This window comes from Candidatus Rickettsiella isopodorum (assembly GCF_001881495.1).
GTDB lineage: Bacteria > Pseudomonadota > Gammaproteobacteria > Diplorickettsiales > Diplorickettsiaceae > Aquirickettsiella > Aquirickettsiella isopodorum.
Genome location: NZ_LUKY01000033.1, coordinates 258,523 through 270,744 on the forward strand (window position 1 = coordinate 258,523; position 12,222 = coordinate 270,744).

General features: G+C 37.4%; 9 protein-coding genes and 2 tRNA genes. 5 read left to right on the top strand and 6 right to left on the bottom strand.

Going from position 1 to position 12,222, the window contains the following annotated elements:
* Positions 1-188: 188 nt before the first annotated feature.
* Entirely contained in the window at positions 189-629 is a 441-nt protein-coding gene (locus A1D18_RS05080) for a GNAT family N-acetyltransferase (RefSeq protein ID WP_071662723.1), read from the top strand.
* 211 nt (positions 630-840) lie between these two features.
* Here the strand turns inward: A1D18_RS05080 and A1D18_RS05085 are convergent.
* The 5 genes from A1D18_RS05085 to alaS form a co-directional block, all read right to left on the bottom strand.
* Positions 841-917, bottom strand: a tRNA-Arg gene (locus A1D18_RS05085).
* Between the two features lie 84 nt (positions 918-1,001).
* A tRNA-Ser gene (locus A1D18_RS05090) sits at positions 1,002-1,091 on the bottom strand.
* A 52-nt stretch (positions 1,092-1,143) separates the two neighbouring features.
* Positions 1,144-1,362 (bottom strand): carbon storage regulator CsrA, encoded by a 219-nt coding sequence (csrA, locus tag A1D18_RS05095; RefSeq protein WP_071662724.1) that lies wholly within the window; start codon positions 1,360-1,362, stop codon positions 1,144-1,146.
* A 197-nt stretch (positions 1,363-1,559) separates the two neighbouring features.
* Positions 1,560-2,783 carry an aspartate kinase gene (locus tag A1D18_RS05100; protein ID WP_071662725.1) on the bottom strand — a complete coding sequence of 408 codons (1,224 nt, stop codon included), beginning with the start codon at positions 2,781-2,783 and terminating at the stop codon, positions 1,560-1,562.
* 30 nt (positions 2,784-2,813) lie between these two features.
* A complete protein-coding gene (gene alaS, locus A1D18_RS05105) occupies positions 2,814-5,429 on the bottom strand; it encodes an alanine--tRNA ligase (protein WP_071662726.1) in 2,616 nt (871 codons plus the stop codon).
* Between the two features lie 432 nt (positions 5,430-5,861).
* On the opposite strand from alaS, the gene gyrB reads away from it, so the two are divergent.
* The 4 genes from gyrB (at position 5,862) to A1D18_RS05125 (ending at position 11,522) form a co-directional block, all read left to right on the top strand.
* Positions 5,862-8,276 carry a DNA topoisomerase (ATP-hydrolyzing) subunit B gene (gene gyrB, locus A1D18_RS05110; RefSeq protein ID WP_071663017.1) on the top strand — a complete coding sequence of 805 codons (2,415 nt, stop codon included), beginning with the start codon at positions 5,862-5,864 and terminating at the stop codon, positions 8,274-8,276.
* A 230-nt stretch (positions 8,277-8,506) separates the two neighbouring features.
* Positions 8,507-9,433, top strand: coding sequence for an LD-carboxypeptidase (locus tag A1D18_RS05115; protein ID WP_071663018.1), 927 nt, complete (start codon positions 8,507-8,509; stop codon positions 9,431-9,433).
* Positions 9,434-9,439: 6 nt separating this feature from the next.
* Positions 9,440-10,033, top strand: coding sequence for a YggT family protein (locus tag A1D18_RS05120; RefSeq protein WP_071662727.1), 594 nt, complete (start codon positions 9,440-9,442; stop codon positions 10,031-10,033).
* Between the two features lie 184 nt (positions 10,034-10,217).
* The gene (locus tag A1D18_RS05125) at positions 10,218-11,522 is read left to right on the top strand and encodes a protein kinase domain-containing protein (RefSeq protein WP_071662728.1); all 1,305 of its coding nucleotides are present in this window, start codon (positions 10,218-10,220) and stop codon (positions 11,520-11,522) included.
* Between the two features lie 4 nt (positions 11,523-11,526).
* Here A1D18_RS05125 and A1D18_RS05130 read toward each other — a convergent pair whose 3' ends face one another.
* Positions 11,527-12,045, bottom strand: coding sequence for a disulfide bond formation protein B (locus A1D18_RS05130; RefSeq protein WP_071662729.1), 519 nt, complete (start codon positions 12,043-12,045; stop codon positions 11,527-11,529).
* Between the last annotated feature and the right edge of the window lie 177 nt (positions 12,046-12,222).

Genomic DNA, 12,222 nt, shown 5'->3' on the forward strand with positions numbered 1-12,222 from the left:
ATAAAATTAGACTTAAAAAAAATACATTACTTAATGCATCAGCTAAAGCTTTGCCTTTTTTTAATAGCCCAGTTACAAATTATTTAACTTCTCAGGATTCTTCCAAACTAAAAACTGCATCAGTTGAACCCTCATCTATAACTGTCCTAACTAAATACTAACTGACGCTGAGCTTGTAAAAATTTAGAATGTCTATATCGATTAAAAAGAATTTAACGCCTACTAAAAATGACATTGAGCAAATTGCAACTCTTCTTAGAGGTTATAATTTTCAATTAATTGGATCTTATAGGACACAGGACCTTTTAATTAGCTTACATGATGGTGATATATTTATAGGAGGTGGATATGCACTAATTAAATTAGGTTGGTTGCATATTAATTTATTATGGATTGAACCTAAATTCAGAAAAATGGGTAATGGGGCCCTCCTTTTAAGTAAACTTGAAAATATAGCTGTTAATAAATTTAATATTAAAAATTTTAAATTAAATACAGGTAGTTTTCAGAAGTCACGAGAATTTTATGAACACTTTGGATATACAGTATTTGCTGAGCTAGAAATTTATCCAGAAAATAGAGATAAAGAAAAAAAATACATAGATTTTTATATGAAAAAAATTATTTAATTTATAAAAAAATATAAATTTACCTAGTCAAGATAATTAAATATCGATTAGTTTGAATAGATTATAAATAGGTGAGTTTTTCTACGAAACAGTACAACGTTACGCATATCTCAGTAATCAACAACTTCAAGAAGCTGCTGAACATGTGTCTGGTACAAAATTGCTACATGGCAATGCACAATTAGATAATTTATTGAAAAAATAATGCTACTGGTGCGCCCGGAGAGATTCGAACTCCCGACCACCAAGTTCGTAGCCTGGTACTCTATCCAGCTGAGCTACGGGCGCAATTTCGAAAGAGTCGGGCATTCTATCAGTTTATGTTTCATCCAGCTAGCCTTCATAAAAATGTTTATCATTTTAAAAAGGACATGGCGGAGAGAGAGGGATTCGAACCCTCGATGGTTTTTACGCCATACTCCCTTAGCAGGGGAGCGCCTTCAGCCTCTCGGCCACCTCTCCGACGCTGAGGTTGGCGAGTATAGCACTACCTTAAGCTTTATAAAATAGTTGATTAATCTTCACTGTCTTCTGACTCTTCATCGTCAGAGCGTCCTTCCTGTTTTTGTTTTTCTTGTTGAATTCGCTGATAAATTTCTTCTCGATGAACAGAAACTTCTTTAGGTGCGTTAATACCTAATCTTACTTGATGTCCTTTAATGCCCAGTACAGTCACTGTAACATCGTCACCAATAATAAGTGTTTCTGCAATACGCCGTGTCAAAATAAGCATCTTTATGATTCTCCTTTAGTTGACTCATTAATCGACCATATGCAACACCTTAATCAATTTCTATCTATTAACAAAAAAAGATATAAAAACTCACATACAGACATTTTGCGGAATTAGTCTACTAACAAAACCTTAAGGAAAGCTTAATACTATAAAAAGTACGTAAAATTCCATAAAAAATAAGCTAGCAAAGCTAATTATTCTTCGCCTAAGCCAAAAACATGATGCAAAATCTGAACGCCTCGCACTATTTGAGCATCGCTGACCATCAGAGAGACTCTTAATGCCGAAGATAACGTTAAAATAACATTAATGCCTGCTGATTCCAGCGCTTGAAACAAGGCATGAATGATACCCGGGTGGGAATGCAGGCCGGTTCCTACCACAGAAAGCTTTGCCAGTTTATTATCGCCAACTATGGATACTGCATATTTCTTCTTTATTAAGGTTTGGAGGATTTGTTCGGCTTGATGATAATCTGCTCTTGCTAGCGTAAATGTTATATCCATTTGTCTTGGAGAGATTTGTTGTTGGGTTAACATATCAATTTCAATACGCGCCTCATTGAGCAGAGAAAAAAATTGCGACATAGCTTCTTTTTCAGCGGTTAAACCATGTATAGTCAATTTTGCTTCGTGATGGCTAGCAGTCACTCCGGTAATCTTTGCCCCTTCTACTGCCGATTCTTCTTTGTCGGCTTGGATTAAAGTCCCTGAACCTTTTTGAGAACTTGATAACACACGTAATGGAATACGATATTTATTCGCCAGCTCAACCGCTCGATGTTGTACAACTTTCGCTCCGGCACGAGCAAATTCTGTCATTTCGATGAAGCCAATTTGATCTAAGCGCTTAGCCTGGGGAACAAGGTGAGGATCGGCAGTATATATACCATCGACATCGGTATAAATTTGGCATTCGTCGGCTTTTAAGACGGCGGCCAAAGCCGCTGCGGTGGTATCGGATCCTCCGCGTCCTAAAGTAGTCATATCGCCTGAGTCTGAGATTCCTTGAAACCCAGCCACTATAGGTACTCTACCCGTATCAATATCATTACGTAACACTTCTTCTTTAATACTTAAAATACGCGCTTTTTTATGGTGACTATCCGTATAAATGGGAACATGAAAACTATTATATGATCGCGCTGGACACCCTTGTGCCAACAAAGCCATTGCTAATAAAGCAGTAGCTGCTTGCTCTCCGGTGGCTAACAACAAATCATACTCTCTAGAATCAGGTTCTTCATTCAGTATTTTAGCTAAGGAAATCAAACGATTGGTTTCACCTTCCATCGCTGAAACAACGACCACCAATTGATGCCCATATGCACGGGTTTCAATAATTTTATTTGCAACTTGTTGAATTTTATCGATACTTCCAACTGAGCTGCCGCCAAATTTTTGTACAATTAAAGCCATTGTAATGATCTATTAATTAATTATTCAATTCTAAGCATAGTTGCCATTTAAGCGGGTCTCAACCCAATGTTTTACATTTTTTAAGGCCGCATCTAAGGCTTCCGGCTTCCCTCCTCCTGCTTGAGCAAAATCCGACCGTCCGCCGCCACTTCCTCCAATCGCTAGCGCTATACTATTGGCCAGTTCATCTGCTCTTATTTTTTCAGTTAGCTCTTTGGTCACTCCTACTACTAATTGGACCCGTTGCTGTTCGATACTCGCCAAAACAATCACTGCTGGTTTTAACTTATTTTTCAGTTGGTCGAGTAAATGACGTAATCCTGCCCCATCAATCCCATTAATTTCACTGATTAATAATTTAATTCCTTGTAGTTCAATCGCTTGAGAAATGAGCTCTTCTCCCATCATCGCAACAATAGATTGTTGTAAAGCGCCAATCTGTTTTTGCAAGGCTTGTTTAGCTCCCATATCCATACGCGCTTTTTCTAGTAAATTATCTTTAGAGGTTTTAAAAAGCTTGGCAAGTTGATTGATTCGATCCTCTAAGGCGGTAATCCAATCTAATGCATGCTGTCCAGTCACGGCTTGAATGCGACGTATTCCTGCCGAAATGCCTATTTCTGCAGTTATTTTAAATAGGCCAATATCACCGGTACGCGAAACATGTGTACCTCCACATAACTCCTTGGAAAAAGAACCCATTGTCAATACGCGTACCTTATCTCCGTATTTCTCCCCAAACATCGCTAACGCACCTGCGTTTTTTGCCTCTTCAATCGACATCATTTCGGTAACAATAGGTAAATTAGCGCGAATTTGTTGGTTAACGCGATCTTCAACCAACTTCAGTTGTTCTACGTTTAATGGGCTGATATGCGAAAAATCAAAACGTAAACGCTCAGCTTCTACTAAAGAACCTTTCTGCATCACCTGCGCTCCTAAAACTTCCCGTAACGCGGCATGCAATAGATGAGTGGCAGAATGATTTAAGGTAACAGCACGACGTTTTTCAGCATCGACTTCTGCCTTCAATTTATCACCCTTTTTTAAATGGCCTTTAGTTAACTTACCTTTATGAAGAATTAATGCTCCTTCTTTAAACGTTTCAGTCACTAAAAAACGACTCGTTGCATTCACTAAATATCCTGTATCGCCTACTTGACCTCCACCCTCCGCATAAAAGGGGGTTTTAGATAAGATAACAAAACCTTCTTCATCTACAGATAATTCTTCTATAGATTGCTTACCATCAAATAAATCCAAAATAGGCACAGCCGCTTGTTTTAAAGACTTATAGCCCACAAATTCAGTAGGTTTTTTTTCAGCCAATTGTAAACTCGGTGCACTAACAAAAAGACTTGCTGACTTAGATTGATTTTTTTGACGATCCATTTCCTTATTAAAACCTACTATATCTAGGGTTAAGCCACGTTCTCGGGCCATATCGGCTGTTAAATCCACGGGGAATCCATAAGTGTCATACAAACGAAAAAGTGCCGATCCTGGAAATTGTTTTTCACCTTTCAATTTGGTTAATTCTTGTTCAAACAGTTTAAGGCCTTGGTTTAATGTTCGAGCAAATTGCTGTTCTTCATCGTGCAAAATCTTCTCAATGGATTTTTGTTTTTTTGCTAATTGCGGATAAGCTTCCCGCATTTGCATAGCTAAAGGCTTTACCAGTCGATAGAAAAAAGGCCGATCTAAACCTATTTTATGACCATGTCGAATAGCACGGCGAATGATTCGACGCAATACATAAGAACGTCCTTCATTACCAGGATGAACTTCATCGCTGATTAAGAACGCACAAGCACGAATATGATCAGCAATAACGCGTAAAGAAGTATTCGTCAAATCAGTTATTGATGCTTCTTTAGCAGCGGCTTTAATTAAAGGTTGAAACAGATCGGTATCATAATTATTAGTGACTCCCTGCATAACAGCCGCGAGCCGTTCTAAACCCATACCTGTATCTACCGAAGGTTTTGGTAAAAACGTCAACTCTCCATCTAAGGAGCGCTGAAATTGCATAAAGACTAAATTCCAAATTTCAACATATCTATCCCCATCTACAGCGGATGTACCAGGTGGGCCCCCAGGTATGCTAGGTCCATGGTCATAAAAGATTTCAGAACATGGGCCACAAGGACCCGTATCACCCATAGACCAAAAATTATCTTGTTTATCACAACGCGAAAAGCGTTGAGGATCAACTTGAATCTCATTTAACCAAATCGCTGCAGCTTCTTCATCTTCGGTAAATACGGTAACCCATAGCTTTTCCGGAGGAAGATTTAACTTCTCAGTCAAAAACTTCCAGCTATAGTGGATAGCCTCGCGCTTAAAATAATCATCGAAACTGAAATTTCCCAGCATCTCAAAAAAAGTATGATGCCTAGCGGTATAACCTACATTTTCAAGGTCATTATGTTTACCGCCAGCACGTATACATCGCTGTATACTCGCTGCTCGAGAATAAGGTCTCTTTTCTAGGCCTAAGAAAACATCCTTAAAGGGCACCATCCCCGCGTTAGTAAATAATAAACTAGGATCATGTGCTGGAATTAATGAAGCGGAGGGAACAATAGTATGACCCTGACTTTTAAAATAGTTAAGAAATAGTTCGCGTAGGGCATTGCTATTCATATCGGAGGCTCTTCAATGCAAAAGCGAAGAGTATCACGGCAAGTGATTTTTGTGTCAATAAGTTAAGAAGCACTTAGCCAATTTAGCAGCAATTTGTCGTTCAATCTCTCTATGATTCGCTTTATGTTTAATTTTATCCCGTTTAAAAACCTTATCTCTAATTCTTATTAACGTTCAAATCTCTAAAACAGCAAACCATTTTAGCTGCTTTAAGCCTTTGTATTTTCTTATTAATATTCGAATTTAGAGGTCAATTTATGGTATAATTTTCAGTTTTAACCCTTATCACGTATGTCGATTAAAAATGAGATTTTGGCGGGAAAAACCCTATCCGTAACGGAGTGTGAGCCTATTGTCCCACACACGGAAAGCTCTCTTGAGCCAGAAATTGACCTTAAGGATGACAATGCTAGCCAACAAGGTAGACTAGGTATGCCGAAGTATGACTCTTCAAACATAAAAGTCTTAAAAGGTCTTGACGCTGTCCGGAAACGTCCTGGTATGTATATCGGTGATACAGATGATGGGACCGGTCTGCACCATATGGTCTTTGAAGTCGTGGACAACTCCATAGACGAGTCCTTAGCAGGCTATTGCACTCAGATTGATATTACGCTGCATAGCGATGACTCAGTCACCGTTAAAGATAATGGCCGGGGTATTCCGGTTGATATCCATAGTGAAGAAGGCCGATCGGCTGCCGAAGTCATCATGACCGTCTTACATGCCGGCGGAAAATTTGACAGTAATTCGTATAAAGTCTCAGGCGGCTTGCATGGTGTGGGGGTTTCCGTGGTTAACGCCTTATCAGAAAAATTGCAGCTCACTATCCGACGTAATAATAAGGTCTATGAGCAAACCTATTTGCTAGGAGAGCCCGCTGCACCATTACAAGCCACTGGAGAAACGCAAGAAAGAGGCACTGAAATTCGCTTTTACCCCAGCAAGCTCATTTTTCAACATAACAATGAATTCCATTACGATATCCTGTTAAAGCGTCTGCGTGAGTTATCCTTTTTAAATTCCGGTGTAGCGATTAATCTTATCGATGAAAGGAGCAACGAAGAAACTCAACTTAAATATGTAGGAGGAATCAAGGCATTTGTCGAGTACCTCAATCAAAACAAAACTTTGATTCACAAGCAGCCTTTTTATTTTACTGCTGAACGCGATGAAATAACTGTTGAAGTCGCCTTACAATGGAATGATAGCTTTCAAGAAAATATCTTATGTTTTACTAATAATATTTCTCAGCGTGATGGAGGAACCCATCTGGCTGGTTTTCGTGCGGCTTTAACTCGAACACTAAACACTTACATCGATCGCGAAGCAACTAGCAAAAAGCTAAAAATTACTACCACGGGAGATGACACACGTGAAGGGTTAACCGCTGTTTTATCGGTCAAAGTCCCTGACCCTAAATTCTCATCACAAACCAAAGATAAATTGGTTTCTTCAGAAGTTAAGGGAATTGTTGAAGCCTTAACCTCAGAAAAGCTTGAGGAGTTTTTATTAGAAACACCACAAGATGCGCGTGCCATCATGATGAAGATCATCGATGCCGCGCGAGCACGTGAAGCAGCACGTAAAGCACGTGAAATGACCCGACGAAAAACTGCATTAGATATTGCTGATTTACCTGGAAAATTAGCGGATTGCCAAGAAACAGATCCTGCTCTTTGTGAATTATTTATTGTGGAAGGAGACTCAGCGGGCGGTTCTGCTAAACAAGGTCGCAATCGCCGCTATCAAGCGATTTTACCTCTTACAGGTAAAATCCTTAATGTAGAAAAAGCCCGCTTTGATAAGATGTTATCTTCGGAAGCGGTAGGAACACTAATCACTGCACTCGGCTGTGGCATAGGTAAAGAAGAATACAATCCAGATAAATTACGTTACCATCGAATTATCATCATGACCGATGCAGACGTCGATGGTTCGCATATTCGTACCTTATTATTGACATTTTTCTACCGTCAAATGCCAGAATTGCTGCAACGTGGCACTATTTATATTGCCCAACCTCCTTTGTATAAAATTAAAAAAGGTAAGCAAGAGCAATACTTAAAAGATGATGCCGCATTACAGGCTTATCTTACACAAACCGCACTCCATGATGCAGCCCTCTATCCCCATACCGAAGGCTTTTCTATTCAAGGTATCGGTTTGGAAAAACTAGTGATGGATTACCGTAAAACACAAATGATGATCCAACACTTATCACGACGCTATCCAATCGATGCTTTGCAAGCCATTCTTGATCTCCCTCCTTTATCTTCTGACGAATTAACTAATTCCTCAAAAATGTTGGAATGGACGAAAAACTGGCAAACTCAATTGCAACAAACTACCAATAATGAAGCTATTCGCTATCAAGTCACTATTTATGAAAATACGGAACGACATGTATTTTTACCGGAAATAACGATCAGTACACATGGTTTAGAAACAACTTATAAAATCTCTTACGAGTTTTTTAAGACACTCGAATATCAGTGTTTATTCGATATGACTAAGCAGTTATATGGCTTAATTAGACTAGGCGCTTATGTCCAACGAGATAACAAAAAACAATCCGTGAAAAATTTCAAAGAAGTCTATGAATGGCTATTAACTGAGGCACGTCGAGGACAAGCGATACAACGCTATAAAGGCTTAGGAGAAATGAATCCTGATCAATTATGGGAAACAACCATGGATCCGAATACCCGACGTTTATTACGTGTCACAGTAGAAGATGCTATCGCAACGGATCAAATTTTTACTACCTTAATGGGTGACCAAGTAGAACCTCGTCGTGATTTTATTCAACAGAATGCGCTAGAAGTTGATAACTTAGATATTTAAAATAAATCCTGTTAAAAATATAAAGTTAAGCTAGAAATAGCATAAGTTCAAAAACTAAAAGATAGTTATACTTATAGCAATTCGCTTTTTTTGCAAGGCGAAAAAAAGTAACCCGAGTGTATTAGTAATGAAGATGTGAATTGAGTGGCAACACAAACAAACAAATGCGACGAGTATAGTTTCATCGCCTAACCAAGTGGATTATTATGCACTTAGCGTTCAGAAAAAAAATGGATAACTTTAAACCTTGGCAAACTTTAAAGAAAAATTCTATCGTTGATATTATTGCCCCCGCCGGCGGTATTGCAGAGACATCAATTATAGAAAAGTTAAAAAATTTATTGCAAAGTTGGCAATTAATTCCAAGAATTTTTCCTGATTTGTTGGGTCCTGATCTGCTTTGTGCAAATAGCGATGAAAAACGGTTTCAACAACTAAAAGACGCTCTATTTAACACTGATTCCCAAGCTATTTGGTGTCTACGCGGAGGCTATGGTTGTACGCGCTTGATCCCCTATTTATTAGAATTAATTGCTCCTGAAAAATGTAAATTGTTTATTGGTTTTAGTGATATCACAGCCTTACACCTATTTCTACAACAAAAATGGCATTGGCAAACGCTGCATGGTCCTTCACTGAATCAAGTGGCCCACCACTTAATTGAAGAAGAAAATAGTAATGAGTTAAAAGAAATTATTTTTGGCCAAATACAACAATTGGACTATTTATTACACCCATACCATAAGCCTATTAATTCCTTAGATTTTATCTCCGCTCCGATAACGGGCGGTAGTCTTAGCTTGGTGCAAACAAGCCTCGGCACCGATTGGCAAATTGAAACTAAAGATAAAATTTTATTTTTAGAAGATGTCAATGAAGTTGCTTATCGTATCGACAGAATGCTACAGCACTTACAACAATCAGGAATATTAAGTCATGTAAAAGCTATCTTATTGGGTGATTTTACTTTTCCCACAAAATTAGAAGAGGAAAAAAAAATTCAAGCAGTGCTAGAACGCTTCGCCAAGGAACAAAATCTTCCCGTATTATGCTGCCCCAATATTGGCCATGGGAAAAAAAATCGTAGTCTACCTTTTGGAACCCCTGCATTATTAGACTTTAATAAAAATCAGCTCACGATTAAAATAACAGGTTAACTTTTTATGCTTAATTCCTTCAGTACTGCAGGCATGTTCCTGCTCCAATCCATTTTTGATCTCTATATTTTTATTTTACTGCTGCGCATTGTTCTGCAATGGGTTAACACGGATAGTCACAACCCTTTGTTTGTATTAATAGCGAAATTAACTAATCCTCCGCTACGCCCTATTTGTCGCGTCATTCCAAGCCTACATGGTATCGATTTAGCAGCCATCTTATTATTACTAGGCTTAGAAATGATTAAAATTGCACTTCTGGTCTGGCTACAAGTTAATGCCACACCTCATTTAATTGGATTAGTTGTACTTGGGTTTGCCGAACTCCTGCATCAATTAATTAATATTTTCTTTTACGCCATTATTGCGTTAACTATTCTAAGCTGGGTTAGTCCTTTAGCACATGGTCCACTCATTGAAATTTTGGTACGTGTCAGTGAGCCTCTAATTAGGCCCGTTCGTGGCATCTTACCCAGTATTTCAGGATTAGATTTTTCACCGCTAATTTTAATTATCGGCTTAAAATTATTAACTATTCTCTTAGTACAACCACTGACACAAATTGGTGCAAGTTTGGCTTTAGGTCATTTAAGCAATTAAAATTTAATTGCTTTCTTTTTTTCCTGCCCATACAACTTCAAATTAGTTCATTTCTGGCAAAAATTACTCATCGTTTTTATCAATGGGTTTAATAGTTCTTTAATCTTTAATCGATACAATAATTGGCGAAGAAATTGACTGAGTCAAAAGGATAAATCAATCGAATATTAAATACGAGATGATTATGCCTAACCACACACCGCTTCCTTTACCGAATTTTTTTAATAAAAAACGCCCTCCTAACTTAAATCTTACGCCCAGAAACAACTCATCTACCTCTATTAACTTCTCAGAAGCACCTTCTCTTCCTGATACCATATCAACTTGCACTACACCTAAAGTAAAAGCTTTTCTAGCCACATCAAGTTTAGATAACATTAAAAATCTAATAACTTATAATAGTAAAAAGCCAATAAAGAATGGTCAAAATGGAATTGTTAAAACAGTTACCTTATCACTCTCTCTAAAAAATGAAACTCGTACGTTGGTTGAAAAACAAGGGGGTTCCAGTGTCAATCGTGAAATTAAGATCACTAATGCCATTAAAACCACAACTTCTTCAAATTTTCCCTATCATTTATTTGCATTACCTATTCATCAAGAATCAAGCCAAATAACAAATACTCTTTATACCTGTTACAGAGCCCTTGGTGATCTTCAAACTAACATTGGATATATTCAACAAAAGCTCCAATTAGAAGATAGTTCAGCTTTTAGCTATATTTTTCAGGTATTTCATCAACTTACCATAGCTCTGGATGCATTACATAACTCAGATTTTAAGGATGAAGAAGGCAATATTCACCAAGGTATTGTCCATAACGATATTAAGCCCGATAATATTTTTCTTAAAATTAGAAGTATCGAATTAGCCGATTTTGGTTGCGCTTATTTTAAAAATACCTCAGCCCCACAATATGCCACATTTTTATTCTCAGCTCCCGAACTTTGGACGAATGAAAACTTTTGTCAACAAGTTATCCTAAATAGTGATAAATCAGATATATGGTCTCTCGGTGCAAGCTTGATGTACCTATTATCTAATGAATTAATGGCTCCTTCTTTAGAAAAACTTTCTGAATTAGATAAAATTTTGAGATATCAAGAATGGGCAAAAAATTACTCTCAACAATGGAAAAGTCTTATAGCTAAAATTTTTACCTCTGTGAAAAACTTTAGTTCAGAAAAAGACATTGTTAGTTTGTTAAAAGAAAATATAAACCTTAAATTACATTCCATTGATACAATTAATAAAAAATTGATATTAAATAATTTGGCACTGTTAATGCAAGCCCCTATTGAGGTTAGGCCGAGTGCTAACGAATTAAAAATTATATTGGATAAACTCGATTTTATTATTGATGGAGAGCCAGAAATTTTTATTTCGCAGTTATTAAATCGAAATAGTAGTAACGTTAATACTGCTTGTTCCAAACTAACAAACGGTTATGTATCTATTTCAGATTTAAATATGAACATGCCTAGATAATATTCTAAGATAAAAAATGCTGTTTATGTTTGCGTCGGTTTATATATACCTGACGTAATGAAATAGCCGCCAGTACAATAAAAATTATTAATGTCCATCCTGGCATGCTTAAGTTTAAAAAACGCCAAGTTCCGCTACCACAATTGCTGGTCCCTTGAAAAAACAATGCAATAATCTTGTGAAAATAAATAGAGGTACTATATTGCGCAATTGTCGCTTGGCAACTGATTAACTGGTCCGAAGGAAAATGTTCTAACCAGAGTTGCCGGCTTGCTACCACGGCACCCGCTACTGCAAATAAAAAAGTTAAGGTATGTAGAAAGCAACGCGTTACGGGTTCAAAATTAAACAATCCACCCATTAGAAATAAAAGGCCTAACAGCGTAATTAAAAATCGTTGAATAATACAGAGTGGACAAGGAATAATCCCAACTTTATATTGCAAATAGGCCGCAATCGCTAATACTAAGGCGCAAAGAAAAAATGTCAATAAATCGATCCAGCGAGTAACGGGTAAATGCATATTCTAATCCCTACCGTTAGGTTGAGGCTTGCTGTAAACTACTATACCTCATCTAGCAAACTGTACAAAGTTCAACATCATGAGGCTTTTATTATTTCTATCGTATTATAATTTGTTTTCCTATAGGAAATTATTTATGCGCCTGTCAGTTAAAAACTCGTTAAATCGTTTCCTTAG

What these genes read in the sequence shown, in the direction of transcription:
- A1D18_RS05080 (WP_071662723.1), top strand. Translation starts at nt 189, where the DNA reads ATGTCTATATCGATTAAAAAGAATTTAACGCCTACTAAAAATGACATT.
- csrA (WP_071662724.1), bottom strand. Translation starts at nt 1,362, where the DNA reads ATGCTTATTTTGACACGGCGTATTGCAGAAACACTTATTATTGGTGAC.
- A1D18_RS05100 (WP_071662725.1), bottom strand. Translation starts at nt 2,783, where the DNA reads ATGGCTTTAATTGTACAAAAATTTGGCGGCAGCTCAGTTGGAAGTATC.
- alaS (WP_071662726.1), bottom strand. Translation starts at nt 5,429, where the DNA reads ATGAATAGCAATGCCCTACGCGAACTATTTCTTAACTATTTTAAAAGT.
- gyrB (WP_071663017.1), top strand. Translation starts at nt 5,862, where the DNA reads ATGCCGAAGTATGACTCTTCAAACATAAAAGTCTTAAAAGGTCTTGAC.
- A1D18_RS05115 (WP_071663018.1), top strand. Translation starts at nt 8,507, where the DNA reads ATGGATAACTTTAAACCTTGGCAAACTTTAAAGAAAAATTCTATCGTT.
- A1D18_RS05120 (WP_071662727.1), top strand. Translation starts at nt 9,440, where the DNA reads ATGCTTAATTCCTTCAGTACTGCAGGCATGTTCCTGCTCCAATCCATT.
- A1D18_RS05125 (WP_071662728.1), top strand. Translation starts at nt 10,218, where the DNA reads ATGCCTAACCACACACCGCTTCCTTTACCGAATTTTTTTAATAAAAAA.
- A1D18_RS05130 (WP_071662729.1), bottom strand. Translation starts at nt 12,045, where the DNA reads ATGCATTTACCCGTTACTCGCTGGATCGATTTATTGACATTTTTTCTT.